Below are 18,651 nucleotides of genomic sequence, written 5' to 3'. Positions count from 1 at the left end.
CCTCAATTATTTGATTCCCGAATGCGCCATCGTCGAAATCACCTTGCTTTGCAAAATAACAAAGAAAATTAAATTCGGCACCAGCATAATCAGGGCAGCTACGGCAGCCGCGCCTTGGCGCGCTACATTATTGGCCAAATTATTCGTCAGTGTCGATAAGAAAAACGGAAAGTTTTTCATCTCGTCGTCCTGCATGAACAGCATCGAGGTTTCCACGTTGCCCCATGAGTTCTGAAAGGCCAAAATGGCAACGGTCGCAATGGCCGGCATACACATCGGGATAACGATTCGGACAAATACAGTTAACTCATTAGCGCCATCAATCCGAGAGGCCTCCAACAGCGAATCGGGAATTTGATCCACGAATTGCTTCAGCAGGAAGACCGCGACCGGCAGAGCCAGCACCGGCAGTAAATGCCCCCAGTAGGTATTCATAATTCCCAAGTTGCTGACGACGAGGTATCTCGGAATTTGAATGACCTCCGGCGTGAACATCAGCATCAGGATGATGGTGGCAAAGATCCATTTTCGTCCAGGGAATGGATGTTTCGACAACGGATAAGCGCAAAGCGCGCTAACAATGGTTACGCCAATAACGCTCGCTGCCGAAATAAACAGGCTGTTAAACAAATAACGTGAAACTGGAACAATTGAATTCGAGGTCACCCAAAACAGCTCCACAAAGTTCTGAATGTTCGGCTCCTGCACAAAAAACTTGGGCGGATATATGAACAATTCATGATACGGCTTGAAGGCATGATTGAAGATATAAATAATCGGAAGAATCATAATGACGGACAACGCAAGCATGATAATATTGAATATGATTTTTACGGTTAGGCTCGATTGCTTCAGTTGTTATTCCTCCTTCGAACCGAACAATCCCCAGCTAAGCTTGTTCGCAAAATACATTAATAAAAGAAGAAACACGGAAATGGTCGCCGCATACCCCATCTCAAAGCGGATAAAGCCGTAATCGTTAATATGGTTGACGATCAAATGCCCCGCATACTCTGGCGTTGGGTTTTGCCCGGAAAGCTCGACGCCGATGGAGCCGGTCTTGAAGGTCGTAACAATCGCCATGACAGCGCCGAAGAGCATCTGCGGCTTCATGGACGGGATGGTGATGAACCACAGCTCCTGCAAATTATTTTTGATGCCGTCAATTTTCCCTGCCTCGTAGAGAGTCGTATCCACGTTGAGAATACCGGCAAGCATTGCCAGAAAGCCTACGCCCATGCTGGACCATAGCGTGACAACAATCATCGAGTTCATCAGCAGCTCTGGGCTGGTTACCCAAAGCTTCGGAATGTCGATAAAGCCGATTTTCAGCAAGAAGCTGTTCAAATAGCCGATTCGGTCTCCTGAGAGCAGCGGCAGCCAAATGATCGTCATCGCTATTCCTATCGTAAGGGAGGGCGTATACATCGCAAGCGCGACCCACTTGCGCAGGCTGCCGCGCAGCCTTGAGATAAGCCACGCCAGCAGAAACGCGGCGGCATAGCCGCCAGGCCCGACAATGACTGCGAATTTGAACGTATTCGGCAGCGCGTATTTCAAAAACAGTAAATCCTGCGCGATCAAATACTGAAAGTTGCTCCAGCCGATAAAACGCGGCGGCTCTATTCCGTTGTAATAGGTGAAGCTTAGTCCGACCGCCGCGAGAATTGGAATGACAATAAATAAGGCAAAGCAAATTAAGAACGGAGCCATAAACAAATAGGACACCCGAAAGGACCATAGCCTACTCCACATAACGGTCAATTCCTTCCCACGGCTGCTCAACAACCGGAATATCCAAGGCTTTCAGCTGCCGGCCCTGTTCGTCAATGAAGCCGAATTCCTGCTGCTTCCTCAGCAGTTCCCGGTTGATATCCCTCACTGCCTGCTCCAGCGAGGACATATAATTATCCGTCCTGACCACCGACCTGATCCAGGCATTATTCGTCTCGCGCTCGAGGAAATAACCGCCGGGCACATTCGGTATATCTTTATACCATTTCCACTGGTTCAAAATAACGTTCGCATCCTCCTTCTTCCAAGGCAGATTGGTGAAGGCTTCGACGTTAGCCGTATTCCAGCGGAAGGCTACGCCGTTAACGGCTTCCAGATCCGAGCCGTATTGCTCCTGCACCTCCGCGGAGAGCCACCATTTCAGAAACTGCCAAGCTTCATCCTTCTTCTTCGACTTGTCAAAGATGACGCCGGTTCTCTGTCCACCGCCAGCCCAGCGGCTAATCGTTCCGTCCGCCTGCTCCGTTCCGGGAATAAGTGCAATGCCCCAGCGGCTGTTGAGCTCAGGCGCCGCCGCCGACAGCTGCACGTACATGTTGTAATCGGATATCCCGATCGGCATCGTTCCCGTGCGGAAGTGCTGGTAGAAGCTCGGCACCTCTTTCTCCACGGCGTACGTATTGAACAAATCTGTCCACTGCTTGAATGCCCGGTAGGCTTCCGGCCGGTCGAGGCCTGATTTCACGCCGCCCGGCTCGTAGAATTCGACGCCGTTTTGATAAAAGAAATGAGTGAACTCCTTCGGATTAACGTAAAAGTTCATGAAATTTTGCTGCAGTGTAGGCAGCAGGTCATATACGTCATCCCAGGTTTGCGGAATATCCAGCCCTAAACGCTGCAAAATGTCCTTTCTATAATAGAGCACTTGGAACGACTGCGTTTCCGGCACGCCATAGTAGCCGCCATCATAATGAAGGGGAAGCCATGAGCCTGGACTAAACTGCGGATACAGCTGCTCAAAGTCCGGAAATTCGGACAAATCCTGCAGCGTCCCACGGATCGCATAATCGACTGGCAAATCCTGCGTTAAGCCAAGCGCAATGTCGGGCTGAACGCCCGCTGCGTTGGACATCAGCAGAAGCTCGGGATTCGGCAGTAGATTCACTTTCACTTCAATGCCCGTTTCCGGCGTAAAGGATTCGTCGGCAATTTGCTGAAGCTGGTCCACATAGTCTCGGCCCCGCTGCACCCAAACGTTCAGCTTCGTGTCATCCATTTCCTTCAAGCTGTCCCTTGCGTCGAACGAGTAGATAAAGTTCTGGGCTCCGCCCCATACGCGGTTAAAGAAGCTCGCTTCCATTTTGGGAGCGTCTTCCTTCTCTGGAATGATATACACCTCGTCAAGCTGCAGCGATTGCTTGAGCAGCGTATCGATAAACGTTCCGAACTTCTCTCGCATCGACGATATTTCTTCCACCTGATAAGGAATTTCCTCAGGCTTGCGCAGCAATGAGCGAATATCCTTCGCGGAGGTATCCAATCCTTGGCTGATCGAATCCTTATTGCCATTGGCCTTGACCAATCGCTTGGACAAATCCTCCATTACATCAGCCGCAAGCGCCATTTGATCGGTCAGGCCAGGGAAATCCTGATCCATGTTCCAAGTCCGGTTGCGGTCGATTGCCTTCTTCGTACTGGCTCCCGTTATCGTGCGCAAATCCCAGTCGATCGCATCCAAATGGGCAATCAGCTTCTCAACGTCGACAACAATGGATTTTACCTGCGACTGAGTAACCGCAAGCGACAACGTATGTTCACCTTTCTCCAGATTCAGGAGATATGGCTCTTTGTCTCCATCTTGCAATATGGTTCCGTTCCAGCCCGTGGAATAAGGAAAGCCATAGGCTAGAAATTCCTTGAACGGCACTTCTCCATCGATTCGAACCGTCCGATAGGACGTTTTCTGTGCGATTGTATTTTGCAATGCCCGAAATCCAATCTTATACAGCCCCGTCTCCGGCACCGTGAAGGACCATGTAATTTCCTGGTTTTGCTCAAGCCAACGCAGGCCGCCCACCGTGTTATAAATAATCCTTCCGGTATAGCGCGGCAAAGTTCGTGAGTTTTTGTCCGAAAACAGCTTGATCGCCGTATCATTTTTGTAAGCAAAATCTTCAGCCTGCAGGGTCAGCACCTCCCCTGTAATGGAAGGGACATCCCTCTGCACAGCCGCCACTTCTTCATAGGAGGGGATCGGTTTGCTTGGAACCAGCTCTACTTGCTCGATTGCAACAGGATCAAAGCCCTGCAGCCGGATCGTATGCAATCCCTCTGTGAAATGCCATTGCAAAGGCTGCGCATATGCCCCTCCGGAATCAATGAAGGGCTTTTCGCTCCAGCCCGATACATCAATGGAGCGCGGACGAATCTCATCGCCATCCGAATTTTTTAATATGGGACGGACATCCTCCCAGGTTCGGTATAACGAGATCGAGGAGGCTTCCCTAAATGGCTTCTCTCCATCTACAGTCACTTCCCACTGAATCGGCCCCTTCCTGCCAACATCCTTAAGAGGGTTGTAGGACACATGAATCTCATACAGCGCACTCTCTGCAACGTCAACTTGATACTCAACCCACCCTGTATTTGTCGTATTCCATAGCAGTACATTGGATTTGCCTTCATATTCGCCTGCCTTAATCTCTTCCGCATTTGACACGAGAGAGGGACCTGCACCTTCCACTAGGACGGACTTAGTCGCATTCTGAATCCCCTGTGCCTGCCAATTGGCCAGCGCCTCGTTGAAATAAGGATCTGTCTCGTAATTAAATGTAGCAATCAGACCCTCATAATTGACAGCCTCCGCTTTCTCTCCCGATACCGTATTCACCGCTGCTCCTGATGAGAGCAGCAATGCTGTCATTAATAGACTTCCGCCAAACCATAACCATTTCCGTTTGTTATTCATAACGAGCAGCGGCCTCCCTCCTTCGAACCTGTTAACTCATTCCGCAAACCTGACCCCGGTATCCTTATGGAAAAAATGGGCCTTCGATACATCCAGCTCAACCTTGACCTTCTCGTTATCAGAGAAGCGGTTGTCCGGGTCCACACGGGCTATAAGCGGCTTTTCCTGTCCGATATCCAGATAGAGAAAGCGGTCCGCTCCCATCAGTTCATTATCGATATAGGTTCCTGTAATGATCGTCTCGGAAAATAGCCCTTCCAGCTTTACATTTTCCGGCCTTATACCTAATATCACCGATTTGTTTACTTGGTTATTCGTGCGCAAAATATCCTCGGTTGCTTCATTAATTTTCAACACAAAACGGTTCGTATGGAATTCCAGCTTTCCTTGCGGGTTCTCCTGCACGCGCCCTTGAATGAAATTGATCTGCGGCGAGCCGATAAAACTGGCGACAAACGTATTAGCCGGCTTGGAATAAATAAGCTCCGGCGTGTCGCATTGCTGGATGACGCCACCTTTCATGACGACAATACGATCCGCCATCGTCATCGCTTCCACCTGGTCATGCGTAACGAAAATAAAGGTCGTGCCCAGCTTCTTGTGCAGCTTGGTAATTTCCATCCGCATCGTCACCCGCAGCTTCGCATCCAAATTGGAAAGCGGCTCATCCATGAGGAACAGCTTCGGATCACGCACGATAGCCCTGCCGAGCGCTACCCGCTGGCGCTGTCCGCCGGACAGCTCCTTCGGCTTGCGGTTCAGGTAAGGCTCGATTTCCAATATCCGGCTGGCGTTCTTCACCGCCAAATCAATCTCATGCTTGGGCAGCTTGCGCATCCGCAGTCCGAACGCAATATTTTCGTAAACGCTCAGATTTGGGTATAGGGCATAGTTCTGGAATACCATTGAAATGTCCCTATCCTTGGGCGGGAGCTTGTTGACGAGTTGGTCCCCGATATAGATTTCACCCTCGGATATATCCTCAAGGCCAGCGATCATTCGAAGCGTCGTCGATTTGCCGCAGCCGGAAGGTCCAACAAAAACGATAAATTCCTTATCCTGAATCTCTAGCTGGAAATCCTGTACGACCGCGTGCTTGTCTTTGCCATAACGCTTATAGAGATGTTTAATGGTCACTCCCGCCACAATACAGCCTCCTATCCAAACTTTAGTCCATAAAAAAAACGAGGATATCATGTCATGCTCTGATATCCTCCATTGAAACGGTAGAATGTATGAAATTGTAAAATTAGCTGAGCACCGATTCCTTCGCCTGATGCAGTTGGGAGAGCGCCTCGTCAGCCTTAGCCAGCTCTTCCGGGCTTAAGCGCTCGTGCCAGCTTTTGGCCGCTTCCGTAATATGCTCCGGCTTCGATGCCCCTAAAATAGCCGATGTAATGCCAGGACGGCTAAGCACCCATGACAAGGCGTACTGCGCCTGGGTCAAGCCCCGTTCTACAGCCAGCGGCTGAATAGCCTCTGCCACGTTAATCGCATTTTTCTTCAGCAGCTCCTCCAGCCTCGGCTCGCCTGATGCCAGACGGGAGCCTTCCGGCGGCGCTTCGCCTGCTCGGTACTTGCCTGAGAGCACGCCTCTGCCGAGCGGACTGTAGACGATGACGCCAACCTCCTCCGACTGGACAAATGGTATAATTTCCTTCTCAATCTCGCGTGAGATCAGGCTGTATTCCGGCTGCAGGCTCTCGAAGCGGTGCAGGCTGTGCAAAGCGCTTATTCCATGCGCTTTCGCAAGCTGCCATGCGGCAAAGTTGGAAGCGCCTATGTATCTTACTTTGCCTTGGCGTACAAGATCATCGAGTGCGCGAAGCGTTTCCTCAAGCGGTGTCTCCGGATCGAAGCGATGTACCTGATAAAGGTCCAAATAATCCGTCTTCAACCGCTTCAAGCTGTCCTCTACCGCTTTGTAAATATGGTAGCGACTTTGTCCAGCGTCATTTACGCCGATGCCGACTCTGCCATGCACTTTCGTCGCCAATACAATATCCTGCCTTCTTTCCTTTAGCAGGTTGCCAAGAATTCGCTCGGATTCGCCTTCGCCATATACGTTTGCCGTATCGACGAGATTAATGCCCTGATCCAGCGCCAAATCCAAAATCGTAGACGAAGCCTGCTCATCGATCCATCTTCCAAAGGCCATCGTTCCAAGGCTTACCTCCGATACCTTCAGCCCTGTCCTTCCTAATTTGCGGTATTTCATGATTTCATTCCTCCTGTAGGGTTCATATTAAAATACAAAAAACCGGAGACATTGTATCGAAACAAGTCTCCGGTTATCCGGTCGATAAATCCATTATTCACATCGAAATAATATGTTTTAAATCATACGTCTGCTGCTGACCGATGTCAATCGCTAGTTTCATGAAGGGACAACCTCTCAATAAGCGGCAAGAATACTTCTCTCTGGCCCAGCTTGGCTTGCCGCAAATTGGCTTAGCTCGACGATAAGCTTACCTTTTCCAAATGACAAAAATTTGCGTTCCTCTGCGGTCTGCGATTGCTGCATGAGCTCCAAAAACTGAATAATCAGCTTCCTTCTGCGCCTGATTTCGGGATATCCGTTATCGAATAACCATTGATCAATCGTATTATAGCTGCCGCGGTTCAACCGATAGGTTTGCAGACAATAATGATGGAAGGCCAGATCGGGCCACTCATAAACACTAGCATTCTGATCACTCTTCATCCGCTTGCTCATTACCTTTGCTTCTTAACCGCAGAAGATGATTTCTCGGTATCATAGCGACTGCGTTCTGTACGGTCAATTTGTACGATTTGGCCATTATGAATCGTAATTTGAACGATGCCATATTGCACGCCTACCAATTGCTCTTTAATACGTTGCAGCCATTCGTCAGCAACCTCAACAGTTCGGGACATAGTCAACATCCTCTCAAGAGTTATGTGTGTGAAACCAGTCAGACCTTTCTATCAAAAAAACATAAAAGAAGGCGCACGCCAACCGATTCGGCATTCGGTTGGCATGCGCCTCCAGTTTTCCAGTGAGCGCGAATTGCAATAAAATACAGCGGTAGTTATGCCATTATTTTGTATGCAATTTTCACTTCTTTATTTCCGACTAATTCAATAGGATAAATTAAATTTAACATGTTGTTTTCCATTCGTCAATACTTATTGCGGCTCAATTTCTGGATCAAAACGGTAATCAAAGAAGAAATCGGCTTGCCCGTTAGGATCCATCGCCCCATTGTCATTCAAACCATTTACTCTTAACCAAAAGCCTGTAATCGGCAGTTGCTCACTGGTTATCGCAACAACTCGGTTTTCCTCCATTGCATATTTCTCGGAGTCCTTGATCGCATAGGTTGTGAATCCGTCTCCTTTGGCCGAAAACGCGTAATAAGGGAATTTAGTCCGAGCAACCAGGAACAGACACAGAACAAAGCCTAGCGGTAGTTTCCAGCCATTTAAAGATAAATAAAAAGCGCCAAGAAAAGAGAAACCCAGCAGCTTATAATATAAGCCGGTTTCTTCTTCCTGACGCTTTCGATACAACAAATACAAGCTAACAAACAAACCAATGATTCCAAGCAACCAAATCCAAACCAACAACCACACACCTCCAAGATCATTCAAGCCTCTTGTAGGTTACCATATTTAGGATTAATCTGGTAGTTTCGCTTTGTGTAAAGCTATGCTTGGATCACTCACGACTTCGCAGTCATTTCCTTCAGCTCGGACAGCAATTGATCCAGCTGGGCATACTCTTCGACCATCGTGTGAATTTTGATATCCTGCGTTTCCATACTCGCATGCACTTCTTCCACCGAAGCCATATTCTCTTCTGTTGTTGCAGCGATATTGACCATTTCATCCGCCATGTTCGCATAACGCTCATGCAGCTCATTCGCGGAGCTGCCTACCGTATCCGAATGCTGCTTCACCAGCTTCGTGTTTTCGTTAATGCGTTCAATTAGCTGCTGTGCTTGAAGAGCAACATCCCTGCTCGTCGTTACCGCTGCTTGACCATTCTCCACCTGCTCATGAACAGCAATGATTTGCGAACGGATGCCAGTCAAAATTTCCGCAATCTCATTCGTCGCTGTTCTCGAATTGTCCGCAAGCTTTCGAACTTCGCCGGATACGACCGCAAAGCCTCGTCCATGCTCTCCTGCACGCGCCGCTTCAATCGCAGCATTAAGCGCAAGCAGATTCGTTTGCTCGGCGATATCGCTAATCGTGCTCACGATTGAGCTGACACGATCATTCTGCTCATTTAGCTGCGCCATCATGTTAACCGTGTGATCAATTATCGACCGAACGCTTTCCACCTCAGCTGACAACGCTGCCATCTGCCCGCGGTTTTGCAGCGTCAGATCGGCATTCTCATCCGAATATTGCTGCAGTAGCCCCGTTCCTTCGAGCAATTGCTTAACCGAACTGTCAATGATCTGCGTGGATTCGCTTATCGTTAGAATGTTGCCCGTCTGCTTCTCAATCGCAGCTGACATTTCGGAGAAGGTAGCCGTTACCTCTTTGGATATTTCGCCCGTAGAGCGAACCGTTGTCTGCTGGCTGTTGCTGAACTCGGTCAAGACAATGATCGAGGATTTCAGCTTCGCCAGTAGCGACTCGGCCATATCCTTTGAAGCTAGCGCCTCGCGCTGTTTATCTGTTACTTGGCGCTGGAGCTTGCCGCTAAAGCTCGCTGAGAAGGCAAGCGCAACGGTTGCAAACGTTAGATACAAGAACAAATAAACAAGCGTTTCATTCGGAAAAAGTTTAGGCTGTAGTACAGGATCAAGGAATAGATAGGTGCTTAGTGCCGCTCCCAAAACTCCTGTTAAAACAATGGGGCGATAATCCGCGTACAACGTTATAATAGCAAGATTGACATAAACCAGAAAATAAGTGCTCACGATCGGATTGGGATCCGATACAATTAATAGAGTAACGATGATCGTCAATATAAAAGGTACAAAGTACTTAATGTAATTCGTAAGTATGCCTCGGTATGTCATGAAAGTTGCTGCTCCGCATAAAAATGTACCGACTCCCGCAAGCAAAATAATGATGTTTGCGCCGAGTCCGATAGCCAGATCTGTTAAAATCCCCAAACCCAAAAGGCTCCACAGGATTTTAATTAACAATCGATTACGCTTGTCCAATTCTGTTAATTCTTTTTTCACGACATTTCCGCCTTTTCTATAGAACTAATAAGTTATAAAGCTTAACCGATTAGCCCATCTCCCCTCGCTCCATGTGTAACAAGCGCTGCTTCCTTCGGATAGACGAGCCAATCGTAACGTGACTTGTTGCGGTACATATGCTCCATATCGAACAAGACAGGGACCACATCATCCCCTTTGTAAAACACCCTCTCTCCAACTTTCTCTAATGGTACCCGATAGGTTATACGAAGCGCTCTCAGAAAGACGGGCTCGAGCAGCGAGACAAAATATTTCAACTTCAGCTTTTCTGCAATATATACAGCAGAAGACAGCACATCCGAAATATACTTCCCCCGGTAGGGCTTAAGCAAAGCAATCTTATCGATTTCCGCAACTGCCCCCGCAGCTTCTACAATTTTTGAATAAGTCTGAAACGGCCCCGCAGCGTTGATTGAGCTGCTTTCGCTATAGGCTTTTATTTCAGAAGTTCCCACATAATGCCCTTCCGGTGTCACAACGACGAATCGCTCAAGAGCATGATCAGAAAATTCAAGTTCAAACCCCTTCTCCATCCAGACTGTCGTCCAAATGCCGTTAAACATGGCTAACTCCAGTTCGTTTTCCACACGTTTAAACATGATTTTTCTCCTTTATCTCTCTATTTTCTCGTAGTCTTCTGCGCAGGTAAAATATGTAGGCAATTTTATTATCGGAATAATTAACTTAATAATTTACCATTTCCGATTCCTGAGTATAATGTTTTAGTAAATTGTCACATATTCAAAACTAATTCCGGCAGTAATATTTGTAATAACCCACCTTTCAGCATTTTAAATACATTTTCCGCATTTCCTATTAACAACGTGGCTACAAATAAAATTAAACCCAGCCAACAACTAGGAAATTGAAACAAATCGTAGCATCGCTTTTTTCAAATGTCAATAGTTTCCTTATTCATTTGTTTCAAAAATCCCTCAACCGTTTATATATAACTAAGAAATTCAAAACAGTTGATCAACCTGATCGACAAATATAAAATGAGGAGAGATGTCAAATGTCACGAGAAAACTCTAGTAACGGCGTATTGGTAGGCGCAATTGTAGGAGGTGCCATTGGTGCCATTTCAGCTCTGCTGTTCGCACCAAAAGCAGGTGCAGACCTGCGGGAGGACCTCTCAAGCAAGTTCAGATCCATCAGTGAGAAAACGAAGGATATCGCTACTGCTGTAGGCCAAAACACAAAAGAATTTGCCACTACTGTCGGACAAAATACGAAGGATTTGGCTACTAACATCAAGCAGGAAGCTGGCGATCTGGTCGATCATGCCAAACAATCCAACCAGAACATTATGGATTCCATTTCATCCGCTAAAGAAGATGTGAAGGAAGAGCTAGCTACCACAGGGAGGTAGTCCCATGAAAGAAGAACTTAAAATTACAACAAACTCCATGGCACCCACCGAGCAAGAGATGATCAAGCTCGGTGAGGACATGGAGAAGATGGATACCAACGCAGAAGTGATCGAAAAAGGATTGATTCCTGATCCTGTGCAATAATATACAAACAAAAAACCTTTCCATAGAATCTATGGAAAGGTTTTTTGTTTGTATTATTTAAATTTATAAAGGACTCAAGCCAGCACTATGATCGGTTAGAAGCAGCTTAAGCTTCTCAATCGCTCGCTTCTGGATACGGGAAACGCTCATTTGCGAAACCCCTAGCTCGTCAGCAATATCGCGCTGTGATTTGCCGTTATGATAAGCGAGTATAAGAACTTTCTTCTCCTCCGCCTTAAGCTGATCAAGCGCTTCCTCCAGATCAAGACGGTTATCGACGCTGTAATAATCGTCCTTATCGGAGCCGATAAGATCGCCTATTGTAGCCGCGCTGTCGCCTTCGCTTGATAGTGGCGTATCCAGCGATACATAATGATAAGATTCTCGGCAGGACAGCACTTCAATCGTCTCCTCTACCGAGAGGCCTAAATGGACTGCGATCTCTTCCATTTTGGGCGAATGGCCCAACTCCACAGTCAAATGATCGATGGCCTGCTGGATAAGCAGACCTTTCTCCTTGATTCGTCTCGGCACCTGGATATACCAAGATTTATCACGCAAATAGTTTTTCAGGTGGCCAATGATGCTTTTCATGGCATAACCCTCAAACGGAATTTCTCTAGAGCTGTCATACTGCTTAAACAAACGCAGCATAGAAAGCTGGCCAACCTGATATAAATCTTCGTAAAGATCAGGACGGCTGCGAGACATTTTTGCAGCCGCCATTTTTACGATTGGCTCAAAATGCTGCAACAATACCGTAGCGGTGTCGTTGCAGCCTGTTTCCTGGTAAATCTTCATTTTCTCTATCGTTTCTTTTGGATCTAGGCAGGATGAATTCGGGTTCATGCCATCTCCTCTTTCCTACCAAATAGCTTGGTGAGAATCACCTCTGTGCCTTTTTCCGAGAATACTTCAACTTTATCCATTAAAGCGTGCATCATAAACAGTCCTAGCCCGCCAGCTGATATTTCATTGAGTTCCTTGTCATGCAAAGAAGCAGACTTGCTCGCCGGCTCGTATTTAAAGCTCGTTCCTTCATCTTTGATTCGAATGGAAATACCTTCTTCTTCGATCTCAAAGCGAATGTCAACCACGCCAGGCTGCGCATTGCTGTAAGCATGCAGAACAACATTGGTACAGGCCTCTGTTACGGCTACCTTCATATCTTCGATCTCCTCATAGGAGAAGCCTGCTTTATTCGCTATTCCAAATAATGTAAGTCTAACAACATCGATAAATTCCGCCCTCGCCGGAATCGTCAAACGGATGAATGAGTTCATAGTGTCTTCTGTCCTCTCTTGTGTGTTCCTGAAGTAGCTCATACTTTTTTGACCCTGTTCCAGATCCTTATCGTAGAGATCACGCCATTATAAAGTGTATTGACGATTCCAGGCTCCTCAACTGGCTTCTTGCTCTCGCTCTTGATGGAAGCAACAACGCTTGCTGCCGACTCCCTTGCCATACCGGTAAACGAACGCAAGGCGTGGCCAATATCATTGACGGATGCAAATAATACATCCAGAGAGCTTAGCTTTGTTCTTACATCTTGGGTCATTTTATTCGTGTTGTGGACTGCTTCCTTCACCTCAACACTGATTTGGGTTACTTCCGTTCTTAAAGAACCAACCGTTTGCCGCATTTCGTCAAGCGCGCCCCTTAGTGTTTTGAGCGTTTGAATCAAAGAGTACAAGAGCACGAGGATAGCAATCGCTATGACAGCAATACTGATTTGCATGATAAGATCCATCGTTATCATCACTTCCTTTTTTTCTTTAGTTACCCGCAATCCCAGCTTTTGAAACAGATTTGCCCCTATAGCGAATCGTAGATTCGAAATTGTCCTTTGCTTCATTCATGTTATAATAGTAGAACCTTATAAATCTGAATCCTTCATTATAAAGGAGTTTATCTCATTGTATAATTTGCGCCTTAACATCCGGTCGAAAATTTTAATAGGCTATTTTCTCATCATCTGCTGCCTTGGCGCTTCTATTATTATCGTAAGTGATAGAATCTCATCCTTGCAGGATGAAATCGAGAGAATTACGACCCGTGACATTGAAGTTCATAACCTCATTACCACGATTCGTTATAATGCCGTCAGCATGGAATCCAGTCAGCGCGGGTTTGTCATTACAGGCAATGAAAATTATTTAGAACCTTATTCCAAAGGAAAATCGGAATGGGAAGCTAACTACAATGCTTTATATCAATATCTTTCCGATGACCCAACCACGCGAAAAAACTTGGAAGAAATAAAGCTTACGATTCAAAATTGGATCAATACTGCCGGCGAGCCTACCATTGCTCTGCGCAAGGCTAATAATACACAAGGAATCATAGATTTTTTTAATGATGACATTGGAAAAAAAGATATCGATTCTCTTCGTACCCAGTTGGAAACACTTCGTCAAAAAGAAATCACATCAACCAAAAACTACATTCTTAAACTTGAAAGCCGCAATGATATGCTTATTATCAGTTTATATCTCATGTTGATTATCGTTTCCGTTATTGCTTTTATGATCGTATCTTATGTATCCGGATCAATCGTCAAAACCATTAAGGATGTCGTCAAAACCATATCCGATATCGCCTCATCTGGAGGAGACCTCTCTACCCGTATCAAGGTCAATACACGGGATGAAATTCGTGATCTTGCCAACGCAACGAATGCACTGCTTGATAACTTAAGCGATCAAAACTGGATTCAGACGAAGGTAGCGGAAGTTGCCACAATGAATCAGGGCATTAATGATACCATCAATTTAGCCGAATCCTTCTTGTCTAAGCTATCACCTATGCTAGGAGCTGCCTACGGGGCATTTTACCTAAAACGAGGGACAGGGGAACAGCAAAGACTGGTCAAGCTTGCATCCTATGCCGCTGCAAATGATGCTTCGGGTCAGAATAGCTTTAAGCTCGGCGAAGGACTGATCGGTCAGGCTGCCCTCGAGAACCGTACCTTTTTGCTAAATTCTGCGCCTGACCATCCGATCACGATTACAGCTGGCGTTGGCCTTGTACAACCGCGAAGCATCCTAATCGTCCCCTTTGAATATGAAGGTTCGGTAGCGGCCGTCGTGGAATTTGCTTCGGTTGAGTCCTTTACCTCTCAGCATTTGAAGCTTATGGAGCAAATCGAAAACTCGTTTGGTATTGCAATCAACAGCGTGATCGGCCGTATGGAGGTCGAGAGACTGCTTAGCGAATCCCAAGTGCTGACTGAGGAACTGCAAACCCAAACCGAGGAACTGCAAACCCAATCGGAAGAACTTCAAATGCAGCAGGAAGAAATGCGTATGACTACGGAACATTTGGAAGAGCAAAATCTGTTTGCCGAACAGAAAACGAAAGAATTAGAGAAAGCGAAGGAAGAGCTGGAAGCCTATTCTGAGCAGTTGAAAAAAAGCTCGCAATACAAATCCAACTTTCTTGCCAATATGTCACATGAGCTTCGTACGCCGCTTAACAGCATCTTAATTCTGTCACAGCTCCTCTCAGAAAATGAAAATGACACTTTAAACGAGGAAGAAGCAGGGTATGCTAAAGTAATCAATACCTCGGGCAACGATCTATTGTCACTGATTGACGACATTTTAGATTTATCCAAGATTGAGGCCGGCAAGGTTATCGTCATGATGGATGAAGTAAATGTGAGTGAGATCCCCGAGCATATGAAGCTCCTCTTCAATCCTGTAGCTGAGAATAAAAGTATTGATTTCCAGCATAATATGGACGCTGACCTGCCGGCAGTCATTCACACCGATGGTCAACGATTGCAGCAAATTTTGAAAAATCTGTTATCGAATGCGTTTAAATTCACTGAAAAAGGAACCGTCAGTCTAACGATTAGAATTGCCGATCAAGATAGTGTTAGACGCCATATTCCCGCACATACCGACAAAACAGTTCTTGCGATATCGATAACCGATACGGGGATTGGTATTCCTTTAAACAAGCAGCAGCTCATATTCGAAGCGTTCCAACAGGTAGATGGCGAAACCAATCGCCAATACGGTGGCACCGGGCTTGGCTTATCTATCTGCAACGAGTTTAGCAGGCTGCTCGGTGGTCGAATCGTGCTCGACAGCCGGCCTAACAAAGGCAGTACGTTTACCCTCCTTGTTCCAAGCTTGCCACATATGGAGAAAGAGCAGCTCATATCTCTCGAAGAGGAAGTGGCAGCTGCTTTTGCACCTACTGCTGCCATTGCAGCTCCCGATGTGATCGAGCACTCGAACTCTACATTCCCGGAGGATGACAATGATCTGTTTAGTGGAAAAAAAGTTTTGCTTGTCGAGGATGATTCACGCAATGTATTCGCACTCGTGAAGGCACTAGAAAATAGAGCCTTTAACGTCACTGTGGCCAATAACGGAAAACAATGTATGGAAATCATTAAGCAAAACACGGATTTTGATTTAGTGCTTATGGATATTATGATGCCTATTATGGATGGATTTGAAACAATGAAGGCGCTGCGCTTGAATGCTGAAATGCAGGAGACTCCTATCATAGCTTTAACGGCAAAAGCAATGAAGAGTGACCGCGATAAATGCTTGGAGGCTGGAGCATCAGATTACATTAGCAAACCACTCAATATGGATCAGCTCTTCTCTTTGATGAGGGTTTGGCTTACGAAGCAGGTGGGCAATTGACAAACGAATGGCTTGAGGAAGACTCTGATCACGAGACGTTAACGCATAGTGAATTGGAACGTATTGAAATTGATTTGCTTTTGGAGGGAATCTACAGCATCTATGGCTTCGACTTTCGAAACTATTTGCGCTCTTCCCTCCGGAGGCGTATTTATCATCGTATGAACCTTGAAAGCTTGCCAACGATTACTTCCTTGTTGGAAAAGGTGCTGCACGAACCAAAATTTATTGAAAAATTGTTAAATGATTTTTCGATTAAAGTGACTGAAATGTTTCGAGATCCGAGCTTCTTCACAGCTTTGCGCAGAGACGTAATCCCTCATCTTCGCACACTGCCTGAAATCAGAATATGGCATGCCGGCTGTGCAACAGGAGAAGAGGTATATTCTATGGCTATTTTGCTGCAGGAGGAAGGTTTACTTTCGAAAGCGAAGATCTATGCCACAGATATGAACGAGCATGTCATAGAAAGCGCAAAGCAAGGCAAATTCCCTTTAAAGCGCATGCAAGCTTTCACAAAAAACTATATGAAGGCAGGCGGTACGAAGGAATTTTCTTCCTACTACTCAACGAATCATGAGCATGCCTTCTTTCACCCTTACATCAAAGAAAATATGATGTTCGCCCAGCATAATCTAGCAACCGATTGTTCCTTTAATGAATTTCATCTTATTTTATGCCGAAATGTCCTGATTTATTTTGACTCCGAGCTACAAAATCGGGTGCATGACTTATTTTTTGAGAGCCTTACTGTACATGGCTTTCTAGCTTTGGGCAGTATGGAATCATTGATTTCCTTCCATAAGAACAAATATGAGGACTTCAATGCTCCTGAACGAATTTTTCGCAAAGTATTAAAATAACGGCAGGTACTCGAATAAACAATTATCAGCAGCACAAGGGGAAACAGCTGTCGCCGTCATTTGGCGACGCAGCGCGTTTCATTCCGAGAAATGTAGAGAAGGGATAGCGGAATGGCATACTTTCCTATTTTTCAAGAAAAGAAACGGGTACCCTCCTCTTGAAGAGGAAGGTACCCGTTTCTCGTAGAAATATAAAGCTACTTTACCGTGTAAAGCATTTAATGTTACACCGATCTAATGCTCTGAAGTCACATTCAAATATTTCTTCAACACAACCTCGGTTCCGTTCTCAAGCGCATTCACTTCAACCTCGTCCATTAGCGCCTGCATCAAATAGATGCCGAGCCCACCGACTCGAAGTCCGCTTACATCAGCATTCGGCAGGGGAGCCGCTTTATCCAAGGCATCCGCAGCCAAAGCCTCTGAACCGCTATTGTTTACTTTAATGGTAAGCGCGTTGTCCTCGGGTTCAAAAGAAATGTCAATGACACCCTCATTGGAATCTGGAGTGCCATGAATTACCGCATTGTTACACGCCTCCGAAACCGCTACCTTCATATCTTCAATATCCTCATAAGCATAGCTCATCTTTGAAGCTATGCCGTATAGACAGATTCTGACCAAATCAATATAGTCTGCATGGGCCGGTATTTGTAAACGGATGGCATTCATGCTTGAGCCTCTGTCCCCTCTATTAAATATCTGGAAATACCCGTCAAGTCAAACAAACGTTTAATGGCGGGTGGAATATCGCTAACGAAAAACGGCGCCTTCAGCTCATCACGAAGTTTAAGCACCGAAACGATGATGCCGATTCCGGTACTGTCAATATACTTTAACTGTTTGAGATTAAGCACCAATGCTTTCTCTGTTCGGTTCATGACAGGCTCCAAAGCAGCCCTCAGCTGCGGCACAACAGATAAATCAAGCTCCCCGATAACATGAAGAATATATTGATTCGTTGTTTCTTCTTGCACGACTTGAAATTGCTCAGCTTTCATTTCATTCACTCCGCTCGCATTTGTTTAATAAATAGTATCAAAAATGGTTCTCCTTGTACAAGGCATATCGATGGATTGTTACATTGAATAAATATGGAAGTAATGAATCGACGTTAATTTCCCAGAATCCTCATTGACAAATAGTTTCAACAAAGCTTCGCCGCGTTCGAATACGAGTCCATCCTCTGTTACATAATCGGGCTCTCCTAACGCTTTTTTCACAGCATCAATGGAAGCATTAATCTTAACGCCATCAATCAGCAATGTTTTGGAGCCCTCGGTTAACTCTACAAAATTAACAATTCCATCGCTAAAGACGATACTCATATCGGGGTATTCATAAATCACAAGTTCCTTCAGATGCGGGTCTTCGGTGATTTTCTCAGGTTTGCCAAGTTTCTCAGCAACCGAGTCCATGTCATCGTAAAGCGTAATGCCATTGACCGTTTGCAGTGTAAAACTTGGTTTCTCCTCAGCTTTCACCTTTACGGGCACTTGTGCATAGGTAACTTCCGTTACAGTTGAAGGAGACATTGAAGGATGCACAATATCATAAGCTGCAGAAGCTTGTGCTGCCGGTAGAGATGGACTAGTATCCGTAGTCAAGGAATACGTAGCAGTGGCGGGTGAAACATCGCCCGAAAGAGCGAAAATTCCGCCAAGTAAACAGCCAATGATAATAATGCTCTTCATATGATCTCCCTCCTATGCGGGA

At 46.0% G+C, this 18,651-nt stretch carries 20 protein-coding genes; 4 read left to right on the top strand and 16 right to left on the bottom strand.

Translation table 11 applies throughout. From position 1 onward, the window contains the following. Positions 1–6: 6 nt before the first annotated feature. The 10 genes from E0496_RS12445 to E0496_RS12400 all read right to left on the bottom strand — a co-directional run bounded on the left by E0496_RS12445 (position 7) and on the right by E0496_RS12400 (position 10,490). Positions 7–810, bottom strand: coding sequence for a carbohydrate ABC transporter permease (locus tag E0496_RS12445; protein WP_141502018.1), 804 nt, complete (start codon positions 808–810; stop codon positions 7–9). Positions 811–858: 48 nt separating this feature from the next. Then, positions 859–1,755 carry a carbohydrate ABC transporter permease gene (locus E0496_RS12440; RefSeq protein WP_141502017.1) on the bottom strand — a complete coding sequence of 299 codons (897 nt, stop codon included), beginning with the start codon at positions 1,753–1,755 and terminating at the stop codon, positions 859–861. Then, a complete protein-coding gene (locus E0496_RS12435; protein ID WP_141502016.1) occupies positions 1,745–4,702 on the bottom strand; it encodes an extracellular solute-binding protein in 2,958 nt (985 codons plus the stop codon). The genes E0496_RS12440 and E0496_RS12435 overlap by 11 nt, the downstream gene beginning before the upstream one ends. 36 nt (positions 4,703–4,738) lie before the next feature. After that, the gene (locus tag E0496_RS12430) at positions 4,739–5,848 is read right to left on the bottom strand and encodes an ABC transporter ATP-binding protein (RefSeq protein WP_175598052.1); all 1,110 of its coding nucleotides are present in this window, start codon (positions 5,846–5,848) and stop codon (positions 4,739–4,741) included. Between the two features lie 103 nt (positions 5,849–5,951). Then, positions 5,952–6,920, bottom strand: a complete 969-nt coding sequence (locus E0496_RS12425) for an aldo/keto reductase (protein ID WP_141502014.1) — start codon at positions 6,918–6,920, stop codon at positions 5,952–5,954. A gap of 177 nt (positions 6,921–7,097) precedes the next feature. Then, positions 7,098–7,418 carry a hypothetical protein gene (locus E0496_RS12420; protein ID WP_141502013.1) on the bottom strand — a complete coding sequence of 107 codons (321 nt, stop codon included), beginning with the start codon at positions 7,416–7,418 and terminating at the stop codon, positions 7,098–7,100. Next, positions 7,418–7,600 (bottom strand): YezD family protein, encoded by a 183-nt coding sequence (locus tag E0496_RS12415; protein WP_139995724.1) that lies wholly within the window; start codon positions 7,598–7,600, stop codon positions 7,418–7,420. Before E0496_RS12415 ends, E0496_RS12420 begins: the two co-directional genes overlap by 1 nt. Positions 7,601–7,852: 252 nt before the next feature. Then, positions 7,853–8,293 carry a hypothetical protein gene (locus tag E0496_RS12410; RefSeq protein ID WP_141502012.1) on the bottom strand — a complete coding sequence of 147 codons (441 nt, stop codon included), beginning with the start codon at positions 8,291–8,293 and terminating at the stop codon, positions 7,853–7,855. Between the two features lie 95 nt (positions 8,294–8,388). Further along, positions 8,389–9,870: a methyl-accepting chemotaxis protein gene (locus tag E0496_RS12405; RefSeq protein WP_141502011.1), complete on the bottom strand. Its 1,482-nt coding sequence runs from the start codon at positions 9,868–9,870 to the stop codon at positions 8,389–8,391. 41 nt (positions 9,871–9,911) lie between these two features. Beyond that, positions 9,912–10,490 (bottom strand): hypothetical protein, encoded by a 579-nt coding sequence (locus E0496_RS12400; protein ID WP_141502010.1) that lies wholly within the window; start codon positions 10,488–10,490, stop codon positions 9,912–9,914. Between the two features lie 416 nt (positions 10,491–10,906). On the opposite strand from E0496_RS12400, the gene E0496_RS12395 reads away from it, so the two are divergent. Continuing rightward, the gene (locus E0496_RS12395; RefSeq protein ID WP_141502009.1) at positions 10,907–11,263 is read left to right on the top strand and encodes a YtxH domain-containing protein; all 357 of its coding nucleotides are present in this window, start codon (positions 10,907–10,909) and stop codon (positions 11,261–11,263) included. Between the two features lie 4 nt (positions 11,264–11,267). Beyond that, a complete protein-coding gene (locus E0496_RS35565) occupies positions 11,268–11,408 on the top strand; it encodes a hypothetical protein (RefSeq protein ID WP_161601394.1) in 141 nt (46 codons plus the stop codon). 63 nt (positions 11,409–11,471) lie between these two features. Here E0496_RS35565 and E0496_RS12390 read toward each other — a convergent pair whose 3' ends face one another. The 3 genes from E0496_RS12390 to E0496_RS12380 are packed head-to-tail and all read right to left on the bottom strand — an operon-like array spanning position 11,472 to position 13,263. Then, a complete protein-coding gene (locus tag E0496_RS12390; protein WP_141502008.1) occupies positions 11,472–12,257 on the bottom strand; it encodes a sigma-70 family RNA polymerase sigma factor in 786 nt (261 codons plus the stop codon). Then, positions 12,254–12,691 (bottom strand): anti-sigma B factor RsbW, encoded by a 438-nt coding sequence (rsbW, locus tag E0496_RS12385; protein ID WP_141502007.1) that lies wholly within the window; start codon positions 12,689–12,691, stop codon positions 12,254–12,256. Before rsbW (E0496_RS12385) ends, E0496_RS12390 begins: the two co-directional genes overlap by 4 nt. Before the next feature lie 38 nt (positions 12,692–12,729). Further along, the gene (locus E0496_RS12380) at positions 12,730–13,263 is read right to left on the bottom strand and encodes a DUF948 domain-containing protein (RefSeq protein WP_141502006.1); all 534 of its coding nucleotides are present in this window, start codon (positions 13,261–13,263) and stop codon (positions 12,730–12,732) included. 61 nt (positions 13,264–13,324) lie between these two features. On the opposite strand from E0496_RS12380, the gene E0496_RS12375 reads away from it, so the two are divergent. Further along, the gene (locus E0496_RS12375) at positions 13,325–16,072 is read left to right on the top strand and encodes a response regulator (RefSeq protein WP_141502005.1); all 2,748 of its coding nucleotides are present in this window, start codon (positions 13,325–13,327) and stop codon (positions 16,070–16,072) included. Then, positions 16,069–16,935 carry a CheR family methyltransferase gene (locus E0496_RS12370; protein WP_241674752.1) on the top strand — a complete coding sequence of 289 codons (867 nt, stop codon included), beginning with the start codon at positions 16,069–16,071 and terminating at the stop codon, positions 16,933–16,935. The genes E0496_RS12375 and E0496_RS12370 overlap by 4 nt, the downstream gene beginning before the upstream one ends. A gap of 234 nt (positions 16,936–17,169) precedes the next feature. Here the strand turns inward: E0496_RS12370 and rsbW (E0496_RS12365) are convergent, their stop codons facing one another. The 3 genes from rsbW (E0496_RS12365) to E0496_RS12355 all read right to left on the bottom strand — a co-directional run bounded on the left by rsbW (E0496_RS12365) (position 17,170) and on the right by E0496_RS12355 (position 18,629). Further along, entirely contained in the window at positions 17,170–17,607 is a 438-nt protein-coding gene (gene rsbW, locus E0496_RS12365; protein WP_141502004.1) for an anti-sigma B factor RsbW, read from the bottom strand. Beyond that, positions 17,604–17,936: an STAS domain-containing protein gene (locus tag E0496_RS12360; protein WP_139995705.1), complete on the bottom strand. Its 333-nt coding sequence runs from the start codon at positions 17,934–17,936 to the stop codon at positions 17,604–17,606. Before E0496_RS12360 ends, rsbW (E0496_RS12365) begins: the two co-directional genes overlap by 4 nt. A 78-nt stretch (positions 17,937–18,014) precedes the next feature. Further along, positions 18,015–18,629: a hypothetical protein gene (locus tag E0496_RS12355; RefSeq protein WP_141502003.1), complete on the bottom strand. Its 615-nt coding sequence runs from the start codon at positions 18,627–18,629 to the stop codon at positions 18,015–18,017. Positions 18,630–18,651: the final 22 nt, after the last annotated feature.

The sequence above is a fragment of the Paenibacillus luteus genome (assembly GCF_006542765.1).
Taxonomy (GTDB): Bacteria; Bacillota; Bacilli; order Paenibacillales; family Paenibacillaceae; genus Pristimantibacillus; species Pristimantibacillus luteus.
This window is presented reverse-complemented; position numbering and strand designations above follow the sequence as displayed.